Here is a 19027-nt window from a genome sequence, read left to right as displayed (position 1 = left end):
TTGGGGGTCCCCTGCTCGAGCGCAGCCGAGAGTCCGGGGGAGTTTCGAGACACCCGCCGAGTGCAGCCACCTCCCACTGGCACCGCCGCCACAATTTGCCCGTGTACCGACCGCCGAGGGGTCCCGTTCCGTGAGTCTGCATCCCACCCTCCAGCCCTACGCCGACGCCTGGACCCACTCCATCGAAGCGATATCCGAGCTGGTGCAGCCCCTAGTCGAGGGCGAGTGGAACCGGCGGACCCCGTGCCCGGGCTGGTCCGTGCGGGACGTCGTCTCGCATGTGATCGGGCTGGACTGCGAGATGCTCGGCGACCCGCGCCCGATCCACACCCTTCCGCGCGACCTGTTCCACGTCACCAACGACCACCAGCGCTACACGGAGATGCAGGTCGACGTCCGGCGGCACCACACGGCTCCCGAGATGACCTCCGAGCTGGAGTACACGATCATCCGGCGCAACCGGCAGCTCCGTAACGAGACGCGTGACCCCGGCACCAAGGTGCGCGGCCCGCTCGGCACCGAGCTCACGCTGGAGGACGCGATGCGGGGGCACGCGTTCGCGGTGTGGGCGCACGAGCAGGACCTGCGCGTGGCCCTCGGCCGGCCGGGCAACCTCGACTCCCCCGGCGCGCACATCGCCCGCGACGTCCTGCTGGCCGAACTCCCGGAGGTCGTCGCCGGCAAGGCGAACGCCCCGCGCAGCTCGGCGGTGGTCTTCGACGTGCACGGCCCGGTCGAGTTCCTGCGCACCATCCGCGTCGACATCCAGGGCCGCGGCACCCTCGAGACGGCCCCGGCCCTCGGCCCCGCCGCGACCCTCACCCTGGACTGGGAGACGTACGTCCGCCTGGCCTGCGGGCGCGTCACGGTCGAGGCGGCCAAGGACCGGATCAAGGCGGAGGGCGACCCGGACCTGGCGTCGGCGATCCTGCGCAACTTCACGGTGACGCAGTAGGAACGACGCCGCAGGGATGACGCAGGACGACTGACGCCGTCGGGGTCCGGGGGCGCATGCCCCCGGGGCGCCCGCACGGACGCGCCGCCCGGACCCCCGCAGAGCCCGCCGCGGGCCTACGCCGGGACGTGCACCGTCTCCACCCGGCTGGCCACCAGCCGCTCCCGCTCCCGTCGCGCCGCCTGCTTCCGCAGCCGCAGCACCTGCGAGAGCCCCAGCGCCTGGAGCACGAACACGGACGAGAAGGCCACGGTGTAGTCGTCCCCGGTCGCGTCCAGCAGCGCGCCCACCGCGAACAGCGTGGTCATCGAGGCGACGAAGCCCCCCATGTTGGTGATCCCGGACGCGGTGCCCTGCCGCTCCGGCGGATTCGCCGGACGGGCGAAGTCGAACCCGATCATCGAGGCCGGCCCGCACGCGCCGAGCACCACGCACAGCACGATCAGCAGCCACATCGGCGCCCGGTCGGCCGGGAAGAACACGGTCGCCGCCCACAGCAGCGACGTCGCGGCCACCGTGCCGAGCGCCAGGGGCAGGCGCGCCCCGTGGTGCCGGGCGACGATCTGGCCGTAGACGAGTCCGACGGCCATGTTCGACAGCACGACCAGGGTCAGCAGTTCGCCGGCGGTGGCCCGGGACAGTCCCTGGGCCTCGACCAGGAACGGCAGTCCCCACAGCAGCAGGAAGACCATCGCCGGGAACTGGGTCGTGAAGTGCACCCACAGTCCGAGCCGGGTCCCCGGTTCCCGCCAGGACGCGGCGATCTGCCGTCGTACGTAGGAGGCCCCCAGGTGCGGCACCGGATCCGGCTCGTGCCCCTCGGGGTGGTCCTTCAGGAACAGCAGGAGCAGCACGAAGACCACGACCCCGGCGAGCGCGCTGCCCGCGAACGCGGCCGTCCAGCCGACGCCGTGCAGCAGCCGGGCGAGGACGAGGGTGGAGACCAGGTTGCCCGCCATGCCGACGAGGCCGGCGAGCTGGGCGATCAGCGGGCCGCGCCGGGCCGGGAACCAGCGGGTGCCGAGCCGCAGCACGCTGATGAACGTCATCGCGTCGCCGCAGCCCAGCAGCGCGCGTGAGGCGAGTGCCATGCCGTAGGTGGGCGAGAAGGCGAAGCCCAGTTGCCCGGCCGTGAACAGGACGACGCCGAGGCCCAGCACCTTCTTGGTGCCGAGCCGGTCGACCAGGAGGCCGACGGGTATCTGCATGCCGGCGTAGACCAGCAGCTGGAGGATGGAGAACGTCGACAGGGCGGAGGCGCCCACGTCGAACCGGTCGGCGGCGTCGAGGCCGGCGACCCCCAGCGAGGTGCGGAAGATCACGGCGACGAAGTAGACCGAGACGCCTGTGCCCCAGACGGCGACGGCGCGCCGGCCGCCGGGAGGATCACCGGGCAGCGAGAGCGCCGCGGAGCTCATCGGACCTCACCCCGCGCGAGGTGCGAGAACCAGCCGATGTGCCGGTGGACCACGTCGACGGCCGCGTCGGGGTCCCCGGAGCGCAGCGCGTCCAGGATGTCCTGGTGCTCGGCGAGCGTCTTGGCGATCCGGTCGGGGTGGGAGTGCATGACGGCGACGCCCATCCGCAGCTGCCGGTCGCGCAGTTGGTCGTAGAGCCGGGAGAGGATCTCGTTGCCGCCGCTGCGGACGATCTCGGCGTGGAAGCTGCGGTCGGTGACGGCGGCGGCGGCCAGGTCTCCGGCGGCGGCCTGCTCGCGCTGCTGTTCCAGCAGTTCTTCGAGGCGCACGATGAGTCCGGAGGGCGCGGGTACGGCCTTGCGCGCCGCGTGTTCCTCCACCAGCAGGCGGGTCTCGACGACGTCCGCGATCTCCTGCGCGGAGACCGGCAGCACCAGGGCGCCCTTCTTCGGGTACAGCTTGATGAGGCCTTCGGCCTCCAGTCGCAGCAGCGCCTCGCGCACCGGGGTGCGCGAGACCCCGACGGCGTCGGCGAGCTCGCCCTCCGTGAGGAGGGTGCCGCCCTCGTAACGGCGGTCCAGGACGCCTTGCTTGACGTGGGTGTAGACACGGTCGGCGGCAGGGGGTTGTTTCACGGCTGCCAGGGTCATGCCGACAGGATAGATACAACACGTACGCATGGCCTGGACCGTCCATCATGCGGACCTTGTGCGCGGCCTCGCGGAGCATGCCCGGGAGCCTCGCGGGGTGTTTTCGGGAACTTCCTCACCCCCGGCCCGGATCTCGCACAACCATTGGTACTACTTACGTGTCACACCCATGCGGCCTGCTGTACTCCCGTTCAACTCGGCCGCGCCATAGGGGCATTCGACGTATTCGGGGTATCTCAGTTGATAACCGGCATCAAGGGCATTCGTATCCGCAGAGCCGTCGCCGTCACCGCGACCGCCGGCGCTGTGTTCACCACCGGTGCCCTCACCGCGGCACCCGCGCAGGCCGTGGCCACGCCCACGATCGTGGCCAGGGGCGGCTACATCATGGACAACGCCAACGGCAGGACGCTGTTCGACAAGTACGCGAACACCAAGCGCGCCACCGGCTCCACCACCAAGATCATGACCGCCAAGGTCGTGCTGTCCCAGCCGAACCTGAACCTGGACGCCAAGGTCACGGTCCAGAAGGTCTACAGCGACTACATCGTGTCGAACAACGCCTCGTCCGCCCGACTGATCGTCGGCGACAAGGTCACCGTCCGCCAGCTGCTCTACGGGCTGATGCTGCCGTCCGGCTGTGACGCGGCCTACGCGCTCGCCGACAAGTTCGGCACCGGCTCGACCCGGTCCGCGCGCGTGAAGTCGTTCATCGGCAAGATGAACACCACGGCGCGGTCGCTCGGCCTGACGAACACGAAGTTCGACTCGTTCGACGGCATCAGCAACGGCTCGAACTACTCGACGCCGCGCGACCTGACGAAGCTCGCCAGCAACGCGATGAAGAGCGCCACCTTCCGGGCCCTCGTGAAGACGAAGACCACGAAGCAGAAGGTCACCACCCAGAGCGGCGGCTACCGCTACTACACGTGGACCAACACCAACACGCTGCTCAGCAACTACAGCGGCGCGATCGGCGTGAAGACCGGCTCCGGCAGCATCGCCAAGTACTGCCTGGTCTTCGCCGCCACCCGCAACGGCAAGACCGTCATCGGCACGGTCCTGACCTCCACCTCGGCCGCCCAGCGCGAGGCGGACGCGAAGAAGCTCCTGACCTACGGCTTCGCCCGACTGGGCTGAGGCAGCGCGGACGACGAACGGGCCCACACCCCGGCTTGCGCCGAGGATGTGGGCCCGTTCGTGTGCGGCGGTGGGCCGTCACGCCCAGGTGATCAGCCTCTTCGGCTGCTCCAGGATCGCCGCCACGTCGGCCAGCACCTTGGAGCCCAGCTCCCCGTCCACCAGGCGGTGGTCGAAGCTGAGGGCCAGCGTGGTGACCTGGCGCGGCTTGACCTTGCCCTTGTGGACCCAGGGCTGGAGCTTGATCGCGCCGACCGCGAGGATCGCGGACTCACCGGGGTTGAGGATCGGTGTGCCGGTGTCGACGCCGAAGACGCCGACGTTGGTGATGGTGACCGTGCCGGCCTGCATCGCCGACGGCGAGGTCTTCCCCTCGCGGGCCGTGGCGACCAGCTCGCCGAGGGAGGCGGCCAGTTGCGGGAGGGTCTTGTCGTGCGCGTCCTTGATGTTCGGCACGATCAGGCCCCGCGGGGTGGCCGCGGCGATGCCGAGGTTCACGTAGTGCTTGACCACGATCTCCTGGCGGGCCTCGTCCCAGGAGGCGTTGATGTCCGGGTTGCGCTTGATCGCCACCAGCAGGGCCTTGGAGATCAGAAGCAGCGGGTTGACCCGCAGGCCCGCGAACTCCTTGTCCTCCTTGAGCTCCTCGACCAGCTTCATCGTGCGCGTCACGTCGACGGTCACGAACTCCGTGACGTGCGGCGCGGTGAAGGCCGAGCCGACCATCGCGGCGGCGGTGGCCTTGCGGACACCCTTGACCGGGATGCGCGTCTCGCGCGCCGTGTCCTGCGCGGGCACGAGCGCCGCGTCGGCCACGGGCGCGGGCGCCGCCGCCGGCTCGGCGACCGGCGCCGGAGCGGGCGCCGCCGCCGCGTGCACGTCCTCGCGCGTGATGACGCCGTCCGGGCCGGTCGGCACGATCACCGCCAGATCGACACCGAGGTCCTTGGCGAGCTTGCGCACCGGGGGCTTGGCGAGCGGGCGCTCCCGCACCGCCGCCGCGGGAGCCGCGGCGGCCGGGACCGGGGTGGCGGCGGGAACCGGGGTCGCCGGTGCCGGCGCGACCGTACCGCCGTGCCCGTTCAGCTCGGACTGGAGGGCGGCGGAGGCCGCCTGGACGGGGACCTCGGGGCCCTTGCGCGGGCGGCGCTTGGTGGAGGTCGTGGCCACTCCGTAGCCCACCAGCACCGGCTGGCGGCCCTCCGGCTTCGGCTCCTCGGCCGCCGGCTCGGCGGACGTCTCCTCGGCGGGTGCCGCCCCGCCGCTCACGTCCACCGCGATGATCGACGTGCCGACGTCGACCGTGGTGCCCTCGGGGAAATGCAGCGCGCGCACGACGCCGTCGTACGGGATCGGCAGCTCGACGGCCGCCTTCGCCGTCTCGACCTCGCACACCACCTGGCCGTCGGTGACCGTGTCACCGGGCTGGACGTACCACTTGAGGATCTCGGCCTCGGTCAGGCCCTCGCCCACGTCGGGCATCTTGAACTCGCGCACGGAAGCTTCCGTCATCGTCGTCACGACCCTCTCCTCAGTACGCCAGCGAGCGGTCGACGGCGTCCAGCACCCGGTCGAGGCCGGGCAGGTACTCCTCCTCCAGGCGAGCCGGGGGGTACGGGGCGTGGTAGCCGCCGACCCTGAGCACCGGGGCCTCCAGGTGGTAGAAGCAGCGCTCGGTGATCCGGGCGGCGATCTCCGCGCCGGAACCGAAGAACACCGGCGCCTCGTGCACGACGACCAGGCGGCGGGTCTTCTCGACCGACGCCTGGAGGGAGTCGAAGTCGAGCGGGGAGATCGAGCGCAGGTCGAGGACCTCCAGCGACTTGCCCTCCTCGGCGGCCGCGTCCGCGACCTCGTGGCAGAGCTTCACCATCGGGCCGTAGGCGGCGAGCGTGAGGTCGGTGCCCTCACGGGTGACGCGGGCCTTGTGCAGCGGGCCGGGGATGGCCTCGGTGCTGACCTCGCCCTTGTCCCAGTAGCGCCGCTTGGGCTCGAAGAAGATCACCGGGTCGTCGCTCTGGATGGCCTGCTGCATCATCCAGTAGGCGTCCGAGGAGTTCGACGGGGAGACGATCTTCAGGCCCGCCACGTGCGCGAAGAGCGACTCCGGGGACTCCGAGTGGTGCTCGACCGCGCCGATGCCGCCGCCGTACGGGATGCGCACGACGACCGGGAGCTTGACCTTGCCGAGCGAGCGCGCGTGCATCTTGGCGAGCTGCGTGACGATCTGGTCGTACGCCGGGAAGACGAAGCCGTCGAACTGGATCTCGACGACGGGGCGGTACCCGCGCAGGGCCAGGCCGATCGCCGTACCGACGATGCCGGACTCGGCGAGCGGGGTGTCGATGACGCGGCTCTCGCCGAAGTCCTTCTGCAGGCCGTCGGTCACGCGGAACACGCCGCCGAGCTTGCCCACGTCCTCGCCCATGACGACGACCTTGGGGTCGGCCTCCAGGGCGTGGCGGAGCGACTCGTTGATCGCCTTGGCCAGGGCCATCTTCTCCACAGCCATGTTCAGACCCCCTCTACGTCCGCGAACGACGCCTGGTAGGCGGCGAACTGGGCTCGCTCCTCGTCGACGAGCGCGTGCCCGTCCGCGTACACGTTCTCGAAGATGGCGAAACGGTCCGGGTCCGGCATCGCGCGGACCGCTTCGCGCACTCGCCTGCCCAACGCCTCGCTCTCCGCCTCCAGTTCCGCGAAGAATCCCTCGTCCGCGTGGTTTGCGGCCTCCAGGAGGCGGCGCAGGCGCAGGATCGGGTCCTTCGCCTCCCAGGCGGCGCGCTCGTCGTCGTGCCGGTAGCGCGTCGGGTCGTCGGAGGTGGTGTGCGCGCCCATGCGGTACGTGTACGCCTCGACCAGCGTCGGGCCCTCGCCGCTGCGCGCCCGCTCCAGCGCCCACTTGGTGACCGCGAGGCAGGCGAGGACGTCGTTGCCGTCGACGCGGACGCCCGGGAAGCCGTAGCCGCGGGCGCGCTGGTACAGCGGCACACGGGTCTGCTTCTCGGTCGGCTCGGAGATCGCCCACTGGTTGTTCTGGCAGAAGAACACCACCGGGGCGTTGTAGACCGCCGAGAAGGTGAACGATTCAGCCACGTCGCCCTGGCTGGACGCGCCGTCGCCGAAGTAGGCGATGACGGCCGAGTCCGCGCCGTCCTTGGCGACGCCCATCGCGTAGCCGGTGGCGTGCAGCGTCTGGGAGCCGATGACGATCGTGTAGAGGTGGAAGTTGTTGCCGTTCGGGTCCCAGCCGCCGTTGTTCACGCCGCGGAACATGCCGAGCAGGTTGGTCGGGTCGACCCCGCGGCACCAGGCGACGCCGTGCTCGCGGTAGGTCGGGAAGACGTAGTCGTCCTCGCGGGTGGCCCGGCCGGAGCCGATCTGGGCGGCCTCCTGGCCGAGCAGGGACGCCCACAGGCCCAGCTCGCCCTGGCGCTGCAGGGCGGTGGCCTCGGCGTCGAAACGACGGGTGAGCACCATGTCGCGGTAGAGGCCGCGGAGCTCGTCGGGGGTGATGCCGTCGACGTACCGGTCGTACTCGGCGTTCTTGACGCGCTCACCCTCGGGCGTCAGCAGCTGTACGAGCTCAGGGTCGGTGTCCTGGGCGGTGTTGCGGGTGGTGCGCTTGGTGCCGGCCTTGCCTCCGGCGCTGCGTCGCGGCTTGCGCGCGGCAGTGCTCTCCACGGTCACGTGTGCTCCTCCGTCGGTCCGGCCCCCGGGATTGCCGGGAAAGCCAGTGCGGCTCACCTGTTCCGTTCCCGTGCACGGGGTGGGTGCCGCTCGGCCGGAACAGGCGTGACAGGTGCCCCGGCGAGCGCCCTGCAACAGTCACGTTACCCAGTGCTCCACATTTCTGTGAAACCCCTCTTGACCTGCGTTTTTGCTTGGAAATCCAAGTAAATCGAAAAGCCTGGGAGGGGGCCCTGGTCACAGCCTTGCAGGGGGCCGGAACACCGGCACGTTATCCCGCTCACCCAGCTCTCGGGAAGAGCTGTATGTGAGACTGACCTCGTGCGCGAAAACCGAAAAATACGGGTATTTCTGCTCGACGACCACGAGGTGGTCCGGCGTGGCGTGCACGAGCTCCTCTCGGTCGAGGGCGACATCGAGGTGGTGGGCGAGGCCGGCACGGCGGCCGACGCGCTGGTGCGGATCCCGGCCACCCGGCCGGACGTGGCGGTGCTCGACGTACGCCTGCCCGACGGCAGCGGCGTCGAGGTGTGCCGCGAGATCCGCTCCCGGGACGACACGGTCGGGTGCCTGATGCTGACGTCCTTCGCCGACGACGAGGCCCTCTTCGCGGCGGTCGTGGCGGGCGCGTCCGGGTATCTGCTGAAGGCCGTGCGCGGCGACGAGCTGCTGTCGGCCGTGCGGGCCGTGGCGGCCGGGAAGTCCCTGCTGGACCCGGTGGCGACGGCCCGGGTGCGGGAGCGCATGCGCGACGGCGGGGGCGGCGCCGAGGACGACGAGCGGCTGACGCGGCTCACCGCCCAGGAGCGCCGCATTCTCGAACTGATCGGCGAGGGACTCACCAACCGGCAGATCGGCGGGCAACTGCACCTCGCCGAAAAGACGATCAAGAATTACGTGTCGAGCCTGCTCGCCAAACTCGGAATGCAGAGGCGTTCCCAGGCCGCGGCATACGTCGCGCGCATGCAGGCGGGGAAACAGTGACCGCCTTTGTCGCCCCACTTGTGACCGAAAGCGACCGCCGACGACTTCCTGTGACAACGCCCAGCTCACGCGCCTGGATCGTGCCCTAGCATCTGCCGCGTGCCGCGCCCTTGTGTACCACCCCCCGCACCCCACGCGCCCCCGCTGGGCGCCCTCCTGCGCCAGTACGCCGCCGGTTCCGCCGTCGCCTGCGACCCCGTCGACCAGGGCCTGCTCAACCGGGGCTACCGGCTCTGCACCACCCGCGGCCGCTACTTCCTCAAGCACCACTTCGACCCCGACACCGCCGACCCGGCCGCCATCGAACGCCGGCACCGGGCCACCCAGCGGCTGGCCGACCTGGGCGTCCCGGTGGCCCCGCCGCTGGCCGGGCGCGACGGGCGCACGGTCGCGGTGGTGGGCGGCCACGCGTACGCCCTGCACCCGTGGATCGACGGGCGGCACCGGCACGGCGGGCAGCTCAGCACCGGGCAGTGCGCCCGCCTCGGAGCCCTGCTGGGCGCCGTCCACGCGACGCTGGAGCGCGTGATGCCGCCGAAGGGGCGCACCGCCCCGGCGGCCGGCCCGCATCCCGTGGAGAGCGCCGACCCCGCGAAGACGTTCGACCTCATCGACGACCTCCTCGCGCGCGTGCGCCGGCACCGCCCCGCGGACTCCTTCGACGAGCTGGCCCGGCACCGGCTCCTGGAGCGGCGGGCGCTGCTGGAACGGCACGCCGACCGGCGTCCCCCGCGCGGGGGCTCGGTGGGCTGGGTGCACGGCGACTTCCACCCGTTCAACCTGCTGTACCGGGGGGACGCGCCGGCCGCGATCGTCGACTGGGACCGGCTCGGGGTCCAGCCCCGCGCGGAGGAGGCCGTACGCGCCGCCGCGATCTTCTTCGTACGGCCCGGCGGCACCCTCGACCTGCCGAAGGTACGGGCGTACGCGCGCGCGTACCTGCGCACGGCCGGGGCCACGCCCTCGGAGCTCGCCGCGGCGGTGCACCGGGTGTGGTGGGAGCGGCTGAACGACTTCTGGATGCTCCGCTGGCACTACGAGCGCGGCGACACCCGTGCCGACCCCCAGTTCCCGGCGGCGTCCGCGCTGGCCGTGTGGTGGACACGGCAGTACGAGGCGGTGTGCGGGGCGTTCGTGGACTAAGCCGGGAGACGGCGCCGCAGGCCTCGGCAACGGCCGCGCGCGTGGGCCCGGTCGGGCCGCACGCGCGCGTGGGGGTCTTCGGTGGGAGGAGGCCGGTGGATCAGCCGCCCGTGGTGCCCTCGGTGAGGCCCTCGATCGTGCCGCCCGTGGGCTCCTCCGTCGGCTCCTGCGGTTCCGAGGGCTCCGGGTCCGAGGGCTCCGGGTCCGAGGGCTCCGTGGCCGTCGGCTCCGGGTCCGTCGTACCGGGGTCGGTCGGCTCGTCGCTCGGGGTGTCGGAGGGGGTGTACGACGGGGTGTACGACGGGGTGTTCTCGCCCCATCCGGAGCCCGAGTTGTCGCCCTCGTCCTCGGTGGAGGTGTCCGTGGACTCGTCGCTCGCCTTGTCGCTGGGCGTCTCGCTCGACGTCTGCTTGTCGTCGCTCTGCGAGCTGGTCGGCGTCGGCTTCGTGCCCGTACCGCCCTGTTCGCCACCGCCGTTGTTCAGCGCGAGCGCGACGCCGGCCGAGATCGCGATCACCGCGAGCACCGCGAGGATCCACAGCTTGCCGCGCCCGCTGCCCTGGTTGCCGTGGCCCTCGAAACCGCCGTCGTCACGGCCGCCGTTGCCGGGGATCATCGGCTGCGGGATCTGCGCGGTGCCCTCGGCCGAGCGCGGCAGCACGGCGGTGCCCGCCATGCCCATCGCCGGGGTCTTCCCCGAGTCGTGCCCGGTGACCGGGCCGGTGTTCCAGGTGCCCGTGTGGGGACCCTGGTCGTAGAGCATCTGCAGGCCGTACTGGACCAGCCCGCGCATCTCCTCGGCGGTCTGGAAACGGTCGTCGGGCTCCTTGGCGAGCGAGCGCATGACCAGGCCGTCCAGCTCCGGAGGGCAGCCCTCGTGGATCCCGGACGGCGGGTTCGGGATGTCCTGGACGTGCTGGTAGACCACCGACAGCGGGGTCTCACCGACGAACGGCGGGCGCAGCGCGAGGAGTTCGTACAGCAGGCAGCCGGTCGCGTACAGGTCGGAGCGGTGGTCGACGGCCTTGCCGAGCGCCTGCTCCGGGGAGAGGTACTGCGGGGTGCCCATGACCATGCCGGTCTGCGTCATCGTGGTGGACGCCCCGTGCAGGGCGCGGGCGATGCCGAAGTCCATGACCTTCACGGCGCCGTTGTTCGTGATGATGACGTTCGCCGGCTTGATGTCGCGGTGCACGATGCCGTGCTGGTGCGAGTAGGCGAGCGCCTCCAGGACGCCGGACACGATGATCAGCGCCTGCTCCGGGCCGGGGGCCTCGGCGTTGTGCAGCAGATCGCGGATGGTGCGGCCCTCGACCAGCTCCATCACGATGTACGGCACCGACTGGCCACCCACGAAGTCCTCGCCGGAGTCGTACACGGCGACGATGGCATGGTGGTTGAGGCCGGCCACCGACTGTGCCTCACGCGTGAAGCGGGCCTTGGACACCGGGTCCTCGGCGAGGTCCGCGCGCAGCAGTTTGACCGCCACGGTGCGCCCGAGGCGCACGTCCTCGGCCGCGAACACCTCGGCCATGCCGCCCCGGCCGAGTCTGCCGGTCAGCCGGTACCGGCCGTCCCCGACAAGTCCGCCGTTACCCCACATCTCCGGCGCATCTGACATTCCGCCGCCAGTCGCCTCGGGGTCGGACGGGCCCTGAGCGCGCTGCTGCTGTGCCATCGGTCCTCGCCGTCGTTTCTGCCCGCGGTGCGCGCGGTGTTGTTACGGTCTCCGTCGGGCCACGCTACAGCCTTCGCGCAAGCCGCCGGTCCGAGATGGATACAGGGACCGGTCCAGGACGGACGGGCCGTCGAACCGGTCATGAAACCCTCGTGCCGTCGCGTCGTGCAAATCCTGTGTACCGGCGGTACGGCCGCTGTAACGCTTCCGCGACGCTTCTTTCGCGTACGGTCACGGAACGGGCACCGAGCTTGACGTGTCGGTGCCCTGGGGCAGACTTGGCCGGGAATAGCACTTTCGATCAACGGCGCCTCAAGGCCCACGGGGGATACGGAACATGAGCCAGGACGGCGCACAAGGCCGGTACACGGGGCGGGCACTCGCCGGTGGCCGGTATCAGCTGCGTGACTTGCTCGGCCAGGGCGGCATGGCCTCGGTGCACCTCGCTTACGACGCCGTGCTGGACCGCCAGGTCGCGATCAAGACCCTGCACACCGAGCTGGGCCGCGAGCAGGCGTTCCGCGAACGCTTCCGCCGCGAGGCGCAGGCCGTGGCGAAGCTCACGCACACCAACATCGTCTCGGTCTTCGACACCGGCGAGGACGACCTCGACGGTCTGACGACGCCCTACATCGTCATGGAGTACGTCGAGGGCCGTCCGCTCGGCTCCGTGCTCGACGAGGACGTGCGGCGGGCCGGGGCGATGCCCGCCGACAAGGCGCTGAAGGTCACCGCCGACGTGCTCGCCGCGCTGGAGATCAGCCACGAGATGGGCCTGGTCCACCGGGACATCAAGCCGGGCAACGTCATGGTGACCAAGCGCGGTGTGGTCAAGGTCATGGACTTCGGCATCGCCCGCGCCATGCAGTCCGGCGTCACGTCGATGACGCAGACCGGCATGGTCGTCGGCACCCCGCAGTACCTCTCGCCGGAGCAGGCGCTCGGCCGCGGCGTCGACGCCCGCTCCGACCTGTACTCGGTCGGCATCATGCTCTTCCAACTGGTCACCGGACGGCTGCCGTTCGACGCCGACTCACCGCTCGCCATCGCGTACGCGCACGTGCAGGAGGAACCCGGCGCCGCGTCCTCGATCAACCGCGCGCTGCCCCCGGCCGTGGACGCGCTGATCGCCCGCGCGCTGAAGAAGAACCCGAACGAGCGCTTCCCGACGGCCGAGGCCATGCGCGACGAGTGCCTGCGGGTGGCGGCGTCCTTCCAGGCGGCCCCGCCGAGCATCGTGCCGGGCGCACCGACGCAGAGCGGCGCGGGCGTCGGCTCCGCGGTGTTCCCGCCGGTCGACCAGACGACCGGGGCGCCGCCGCACGGCAGCGTGCAGACCCCGTACCAGCCCCACCCGACGCCCAACCCGTACGGCACTCCGACGCCCAACCCGGCGCCCTCGCCCGCGTACGGCTACCCGCAGCAGGGCGGCTACCCGACGCCGCACGCCGCGTACGGGCCGCAGCCGACGTCGAGCACGCCGCCGCCGTACAACATCACGCCGCAGTCGCAGACGCCCACGGGCGGCGGCCGGAGCAACAAGTCGGTGATCATCGCTTCGGTCGTCGTCGCCGCGCTCGCGGTCGGCGGCCTGGTCACGGCCCTCGCGCTGAACGGCGGCGACAAGGACGACAAGGGTGGCGGGGGCGGCGGGGGCGGCCAGACCAGCTCCTCGGCGTCGTCGACCGAGGTCCCGGGCTACCGGGGCCCGGACCCGTCGAAGACGATCGAGAAGGAGGAGTGCTCGGAACCGGAGGAGGCGTACAACGACCCCGAGAAGATCCGGATTCCGAACTTCCAGTTCAAGAACCTCACCTCGGTCAGGGAGTGCCTCCAGGCCGCTGGCTGGCAGCTGAAGACCAAAGAGGTCGACGAGAACACCTACGGCAAGGACGCCGTCATGAACCAGTTCCCGTCCGCGGGGACGGACGTGGACCCGGAGGACATGCCGGAGATCCTGCTGGAGGTCTCGACGGGGTACCCGCCGTCCTGAGCCGTCGCCCCCGGACGACGGAGGAGACGGAAGAGACGCAAGAGCGGGAAAAGAGGAAGGGCCCGGCGGATGCCGGGCCCTTTTGCGGTGTCCTTGGGGGTTCGTCGCCTAGAGGTACGGGCCGCCCGAGCGGCCGACCGTACGGGGGTCGTCGCCTTCCTGGCCGATGCCGGGCGGCAGAGCGCGCCGCATCTGCTCCAACTGGGCGCGCGCCGCCATCTGCTGGGCGAACAGCGTGGTCTGGATCCCGTGGAACAGACCCTCCAGCCAGCCGACCAGCTGGGCCTGCGCGATCCGCAGTTCGGCGTCGCTGGGCGTTCCCTCGTCGGTGAACGGCAGGGAGAGCCGCTCCAGCTCCTCGACGAGCTCCGGCGCCAGGCCGTCCTCCAGCTCCTTCACCGAGCTGGCGTGGATCTCCTTGAGCCGGACCCGGCTGGCCTCGTCCAGAGGAGCCGCGCGCACCTCCTCGAGCAGCTGCTTGATCATGCTGCCGATCCGCATCACCTTGGCCGGCTGCTCGACCTGCTCGGTCAACGGAGTCTCATGGGAGTCGTCGTCCCCGCCCCCGCCGAGTGCCATGCCGTCCTGGCCCACGACCAGGATCTTCTGGGCGTTCTCCGACGACCGTTCGTTCCTCGGCATCTCCATGCCGTCATTCTCTCGCACCCGTCCACCCCATCACCGAGGCGCCCCCCTCGGGGGGTGATCCACGGAAGATGCCCCTTCGTTACGTCCGCTTGGCGGCGCCTGAAATGCCGGTTTCTTCGGCCGATGCGAGGCTTGTGCCGTCGATTGTGGCGACCTGTTTGCGGGAGGGGGTCATCGACGTGACTCCAAGACGGCGCGCGAGGCGGGCGGCGGCAGCGGTGCCGGTGGTGGCGCTGAGCACGGTGCTGGTCGCGTGCGGCCCCGTGGCCTCGTACGGGACGGCCGGGTCCTCGTACGAGAGGGACGAACCGTCCGCCGCCCCGTCCCCCTCCGCTTCCGGCTCCGCGGACCCGAGCTGGGCCGGCAGCAGGGCCGGGGAGGGGCGGCTGCGCCCGGGACGGCCCGAGGAGCCCAGGACGGAGACGGCGCCCCCGAGCCGGAGCGACACCGCCGACGACGGGTCCGCGTCGGCGTCGGCGTCCGATCCCGGGGCGGACGAGGACGTGCAGGCCGTGCCGGACGCCGACCCGTCCGGACCGGTGCTGCGGATCCTGCCGCTGGGCAGCGGCCTGGTCCTCATCGGCCTGGGCCTGGGCCTCGCCTTCGTGGCCCTGCGGGTGCGCCGGGTGCGGGGGTGAGGCACGACGGTCCCGACGGTGTACGGCGCGACGGGGTGCGGCGCGAAGGCCCCGAGGGTGCGGCCCGGGGCCGTTCGTCACGCCGTGACCAGCAGGATCTTGCCGATGTGGCCGCTCTCCTCCAGCAGGCGGTGGGCGTCGGGGGCGTCCCGCATCGGCAGCTCGCGGTCGACGACCGGGCGGACCTGGCCGGATGCGAGCAGCGGCCAGACGTGCTCGCGGACGGCCGCCACGATGGCCGCCTTCTCGCCGAGCGGGCGGGCCCGCAGCGAGGTCGCGCTGATCGCGGCGCGCTTGGCGAGCAGCGCACCGATGTTCAGCTCGGCCTTGACGCCGCCCTGCATGCCGATGATGGCCAGCCGGCCGTTGACGGCCAGGGCCTGGACGTTGCGGTCGAGGTACTTGGCGCCCATGTTGTCGAGGATGACGTCGGCGCCCTCGCCGGCCGTGGCCTGCCGGATCTCCTCGACGAAGTCCTGTTCGCGGTAGTTGATCAGGATGTCGGCGCCCAGCTCGGCACAGCGCTCCAGCTTCTCCTTGGTACCCGCCGTCACGGCGACCTTGACGTCGGCGGCCTTGGCGAGCTGGATCGCCATGGTGCCGATGCCGCTGGAGCCGCCGTGCACGAGGAGGGTCTCCCCGGGGCGCAGGTGGGACACCATGAAGACGTTCGACCAGACCGTGCAGGTCACCTCGGGCAGTGCCGCCGCCTGCCGGACGTCGAGGCCGGCGGGCACGGGCAGCAGCTGACCGGCCGGAACGGCGACCTTCTCGGCGTACCCACCGCCGGAGAGCAGCGCGCACACCTCGTCTCCGACGGCCCAGCCGGAGACGCCGGCGCCGAGCGCGACGATCCGGCCGGAGCACTCCAGACCCGGATAGGGGGACGCGCCGGCCGGCGGGTTGTAGTGGCCCTGACGTTGCAGGACGTCGGCCCGGTTGACGGCGCCGGCCACCACCTCGACCAGTACCTCGCCCTCCTGGGCGACCGGATCCGGGACCTCGTCCCACACCAGCGCCTCGGGCCCACCAGGTTCGGGAATCGTGATCGCATGCATGAGGGGGACGCTACTCCTCCGTCTTCGGGCCGGGCCCGCACCGCCGTCGGTCCGGTTCGCCGGCAAATCCCTGCGCGACCGATGAGTTTGCGCGACGGTAAAGGTCTCCTCATGCGTTACCCAAGTACGGGGAAGGACAACACACCATGAGCCAGCAGACGCCCGGTCTGGCCATCGAGACCGCGGGCCTGGTGAAGACGTTCGGCGAGACGAGGGCCGTCGACGGCGTCGACCTGGCCGTGCCCACCGGAACGGTGTACGGCGTCCTCGGTCCCAACGGCGCCGGGAAGACCACCACCGTGAAGATGCTCGCCACCCTGCTGCGGCCGGACGGCGGCGAGGCCCACGTCTTCGGCCACGACGTCGTCCGCGAGGCGGACGAGGTACGCGGCCGGGTCAGCCTGACGGGGCAGTACGCGTCCGTGGACGAGGACCTGACCGGCACCGAGAACCTCGTGCTGCTCGCCCGCCTCCTCGGCCACCCGAAGAAGGCCGCGCGCGAACGCGCCGCCCAGCTGCTGGAGGCGTTCGGACTCTCCGAGGCGGCCGCGAAGCAGGTCAAGAACTACTCCGGCGGCATGCGGCGCCGCATCGACATCGCCGCGTCCATCCTGAACACGCCCGACCTGCTGTTCCTGGACGAGCCGACCACGGGCCTCGACCCGCGCAGCCGCAACCAGGTGTGGGACATCGTGCGCGCGGTCGTCGCCCAGGGCACCACGGTGCTGCTGACCACGCAGTACCTGGACGAGGCCGACCAGCTGGCCTCCCGGATCGCCGTCATCGACCGGGGCAAGGTCATCGCCGAGGGCACCAAGGGCGAGCTGAAGGCGTCCGTCGGTGCCGGCTCCGTGCATCTGCGGCTGCGCGCGGCGGAGCAGCGGCCGGAGGCCTCGCGGGTGCTGCGGCAGGTGCTCAGGGCGGACGTCCAGCTGGAGCCGGACCCGGTGGCGCTGACCGCGCGGGTCGCAGCCGACGGCGCGGACGGCCGGGGCGCCGCCGAGCAGGCCGCCGCGGCGCTCGCGGAACTGGCCCGCGCCGGTGTCGTGGTCGACAACTTCTCCCTCGGCCAGCCGAGCCTGGACGAGGTCTTCCTCGCCCTCACCGGACACGACACCCAGGCGCAGGACGCGCCGCAGGCCCACGACGGACACGACGCGAAGGACGGGGCAGCCGCATGAGCACCGCGACCAGCACCGAGACCAAGGAACTCGCCCCCGTCAGCACCGAGTCGCTGGCCGCCCTGCTGGTGGCCAAGGAGCGGCCACCCCGGCCGAGCGCCCTGTCGGCGTCACTGACCTTCGGCTGGCGGTCGATCCTGAAGATCAAGCACGTACCGGAGCAGCTCTTCGACGTCACCGCCTTCCCGATCATGATGGTGCTGATGTACACCTACCTGTTCGGCGGGGCGCTGGCCGGTTCGCCGAAGGAGTACATCCAGTTCCTGCTGCCTGGCATCCTCGTGATGTCGGTCGTGATGATCACGATGTACACGGGCATCTCGGTCAACACGGACATCGAGAAGGGCGTCTTCGACCGGTTCCGCAGCCTGCCGATCTGGCGGCCGGCGACCATGGTCGGCTATCTGCTCGGCGACGCGCTGCGCTACTCCATCGCGTCCGTGGTGATGCTGACGGTCGGCATGATCCTCGGCTACCGGCCGGACGGCGGAGTCGGCGGCGTGCTCGCCGGGATCGCGCTGCTGGTGGTCTTCTCGTTCGCGTTCTCGTGGATCTGGACGATGTTCGGGCTGATGCTGCGGACCGAGAAGTCGGTGATGGGCGTCAGCATGATGGTGATCTTCCCGCTGACCTTCCTGTCCAACGTCTTCGTCGACCCGCGGACGATGCCGGGCTGGCTCCAGGCCTTCGTCAACAACAGCCCGGTCACCCACCTGGCGTCCGCGGTGCGGGGCCTGATGGGCGGCGAGTGGCCCGCCGACGAGGTCGCCTGGACGCTGGGCTGGACGGGCCTGTTCATCCTGGTCTTCGGACCGATCACGATGCGGCTGTACAACCGCAAGTAGCCAGGACTCCCCAGGCAGCGGGTTCCGTATCCGCTACCGGCTTCCGTATCCGCCAAGGGCTTTCGGTATCCGCTACGGGCTTTCCGTGTCCGCGTCGTGCGGTGCCTCCGGCCCGGAGGTCCCCGGCCTCTCCGTCCCCGCGGGGCGTGGCTTCTGGGGGGCGGCGGTGCGGGGGGTCTTCGGGCCCTCCGTCCGGGGCCTGTCCGGTGCCGCCGTCCGCGTCCTGTCGGATGCGACGGAGGGCCGGGGGCGGTCGGACGCCGAGGTCCGGGGCTTCTCCTGACCGGTGGTCCGGGGCATCTCGGGGGCGGCACTGCGCAACGCCGCCTCGGGGGTGGCACCGCGCGGCCTGTCGGAGGTGGGCCGGGCCACGACGGTGATCACGCGGTCGGTCAGCTCCAGCGTCCGGACGGCCGGATCGTCGTAGTGCAGCACCCGGTGCCCGCGCACCACACTGATCACCAGATCCTCGGTCTCGCGCGGGCTCCTGCCCACCTCCGCCCGGGTCACCGGCCGGTCGACCACGTCCAGCCCGCTGTCCTGGCGGATCAGGTCCTCCATGACCAGCCCGGCGGTGGGACTGAGCACGGACAGCCCGAGCAGCCGCCCCGCGGCTCCCGCGCTGGTGATGACCTCGTCGGCACCGGACTGCCGCAGCAGCGGCGCGTTCTCCTCCTCGCGCACCGCGACCACGATCGTCGCGCCCTGGTTGAGCTGGCGGGCCGTCAACGCCACCAGTACGGCCGTGTCGTCCCGCTGGGTCGCGATGATGATCTGCCGCGCCCGCTGCACCTCGGCCCGCTTCAGCACGTCGCTGCGGGTCGCGTCCCCGAGCACGGCGTCGTAGCCCTGGGCCGTCGCGGCGTCGACGGCCTTGGCGCTGGGGTCGATCACCACGACCCGGTCCTTGTTCAGCCCCGTGGCACAGACGGCCTGGATCGCCGCCCGGCCCTTCGTGCCGAAGCCGACGACGACGGTGTGCTCGCGCAAGGAGGACCTCCAGCGG

Annotated in this window: 16 protein-coding genes and 1 pseudogene; 8 read left to right on the top strand and 9 right to left on the bottom strand. The window is 71.4% G+C overall.

All coding sequences use genetic code 11. The features are described from left to right. Positions 1-130: 130 nt before the first annotated feature. Complete coding sequence (locus tag ACIP2X_RS21150; RefSeq protein WP_401675251.1) at positions 131-955, top strand: maleylpyruvate isomerase family mycothiol-dependent enzyme; 825 nt, start codon at positions 131-133, stop codon at positions 953-955. Positions 956-1071: 116 nt separating this feature from the next. Here the strand turns inward: ACIP2X_RS21150 and ACIP2X_RS21145 are convergent, their stop codons facing one another. Both ACIP2X_RS21145 and ACIP2X_RS21140 read right to left on the bottom strand, forming a co-directional pair. Then, positions 1072-2373: a nitrate/nitrite transporter gene (locus tag ACIP2X_RS21145; RefSeq protein ID WP_401675248.1), complete on the bottom strand. Its 1302-nt coding sequence runs from the start codon at positions 2371-2373 to the stop codon at positions 1072-1074. Then, positions 2370-3023, bottom strand: a complete 654-nt coding sequence (locus tag ACIP2X_RS21140; protein WP_401675245.1) for a GntR family transcriptional regulator — start codon at positions 3021-3023, stop codon at positions 2370-2372. Before ACIP2X_RS21140 ends, ACIP2X_RS21145 begins: the two co-directional genes overlap by 4 nt. A gap of 240 nt (positions 3024-3263) precedes the next feature. On the opposite strand from ACIP2X_RS21140, the gene ACIP2X_RS21135 reads away from it, so the two are divergent. After that, positions 3264-4163: a D-alanyl-D-alanine carboxypeptidase family protein gene (locus tag ACIP2X_RS21135; protein ID WP_401675243.1), complete on the top strand. Its 900-nt coding sequence runs from the start codon at positions 3264-3266 to the stop codon at positions 4161-4163. Between the two features lie 78 nt (positions 4164-4241). Here ACIP2X_RS21135 and ACIP2X_RS21130 read toward each other — a convergent pair whose 3' ends face one another. Genes ACIP2X_RS21130 through pdhA form a run of 3 tightly spaced genes read right to left on the bottom strand, consistent with a single transcriptional unit; the run spans position 4242 to position 7853 of the window. Further along, positions 4242-5684: a dihydrolipoamide acetyltransferase family protein gene (locus ACIP2X_RS21130; protein ID WP_401675240.1), complete on the bottom strand. Its 1443-nt coding sequence runs from the start codon at positions 5682-5684 to the stop codon at positions 4242-4244. A gap of 10 nt (positions 5685-5694) precedes the next feature. Continuing rightward, on the bottom strand, positions 5695-6675 hold the full coding sequence (locus tag ACIP2X_RS21125) for an alpha-ketoacid dehydrogenase subunit beta (protein ID WP_401675238.1): 981 nt from the start codon (positions 6673-6675) through the stop codon (positions 5695-5697). A gap of 2 nt (positions 6676-6677) precedes the next feature. Continuing rightward, positions 6678-7853 (bottom strand): pyruvate dehydrogenase (acetyl-transferring) E1 component subunit alpha, encoded by a 1176-nt coding sequence (pdhA, locus tag ACIP2X_RS21120; RefSeq protein ID WP_401675235.1) that lies wholly within the window; start codon positions 7851-7853, stop codon positions 6678-6680. Positions 7854-8174: 321 nt separating this feature from the next. Here pdhA and ACIP2X_RS21115 point away from each other — a divergent pair, with 321 nt between their 5' ends. Then, the gene (locus ACIP2X_RS21115) at positions 8175-8837 is read left to right on the top strand and encodes a response regulator (RefSeq protein WP_401675232.1); all 663 of its coding nucleotides are present in this window, start codon (positions 8175-8177) and stop codon (positions 8835-8837) included. Positions 8838-8936: 99 nt separating this feature from the next. Then, positions 8937-9980, top strand: a complete 1044-nt coding sequence (locus ACIP2X_RS21110) for a phosphotransferase (RefSeq protein WP_401675229.1) — start codon at positions 8937-8939, stop codon at positions 9978-9980. 100 nt (positions 9981-10080) lie between these two features. Here the strand turns inward: ACIP2X_RS21110 and ACIP2X_RS21105 are convergent, their stop codons facing one another. After that, on the bottom strand, positions 10081-11658 hold the full coding sequence (locus tag ACIP2X_RS21105; RefSeq protein ID WP_401675227.1) for a protein kinase: 1578 nt from the start codon (positions 11656-11658) through the stop codon (positions 10081-10083). 337 nt (positions 11659-11995) lie between these two features. On the opposite strand from ACIP2X_RS21105, the gene ACIP2X_RS21100 reads away from it, so the two are divergent. Further along, entirely contained in the window at positions 11996-13651 is a 1656-nt protein-coding gene (locus tag ACIP2X_RS21100) for a protein kinase (protein ID WP_401675224.1), read from the top strand. A 108-nt stretch (positions 13652-13759) separates the two neighbouring features. On the opposite strand, the gene ACIP2X_RS21095 is transcribed toward ACIP2X_RS21100, so the two are convergent. After that, complete coding sequence (locus tag ACIP2X_RS21095; protein ID WP_401675222.1) at positions 13760-14299, bottom strand: bacterial proteasome activator family protein; 540 nt, start codon at positions 14297-14299, stop codon at positions 13760-13762. 179 nt (positions 14300-14478) lie between these two features. On the opposite strand from ACIP2X_RS21095, the gene ACIP2X_RS21090 reads away from it, so the two are divergent. Next, positions 14479-14937 (top strand): hypothetical protein, encoded by a 459-nt coding sequence (locus ACIP2X_RS21090; RefSeq protein WP_401675220.1) that lies wholly within the window; start codon positions 14479-14481, stop codon positions 14935-14937. Between the two features lie 77 nt (positions 14938-15014). Here the strand turns inward: ACIP2X_RS21090 and ACIP2X_RS21085 are convergent, their stop codons facing one another. Beyond that, positions 15015-15995 (bottom strand): NAD(P)H-quinone oxidoreductase, encoded by a 981-nt coding sequence (locus tag ACIP2X_RS21085; protein ID WP_401675218.1) that lies wholly within the window; start codon positions 15993-15995, stop codon positions 15015-15017. A 146-nt stretch (positions 15996-16141) separates the two neighbouring features. Between ACIP2X_RS21085 and ACIP2X_RS21080 the strand changes: the two genes are divergently transcribed. Beyond that, entirely contained in the window at positions 16142-17176 is a 1035-nt protein-coding gene (locus ACIP2X_RS21080; RefSeq protein WP_401675214.1) for an ATP-binding cassette domain-containing protein, read from the top strand. Next, positions 17173-18021, top strand: coding sequence for an ABC transporter permease (locus ACIP2X_RS21075; RefSeq protein WP_401675212.1), 849 nt, complete (start codon positions 17173-17175; stop codon positions 18019-18021). The genes ACIP2X_RS21080 and ACIP2X_RS21075 overlap by 4 nt, the downstream gene beginning before the upstream one ends. 369 nt (positions 18022-18390) lie before the next feature. Here ACIP2X_RS21075 and ACIP2X_RS21070 read toward each other — a convergent pair. Next, positions 18391-19026 (bottom strand): annotated as a pseudogene (locus tag ACIP2X_RS21070) (potassium channel family protein); the annotation flags it as partial. Between the last annotated feature and the right edge of the window lies 1 nt (position 19027).

Origin of the sequence: Streptomyces sp. NPDC089424, from assembly GCF_044749345.1 — a bacterium.
Lineage (GTDB): Bacteria > Actinomycetota > Actinomycetes > Streptomycetales > Streptomycetaceae > Streptomyces.
Note: the sequence above shows the minus strand (reverse complement) of the source record. Positions and strands in the feature narration are given on the sequence as shown.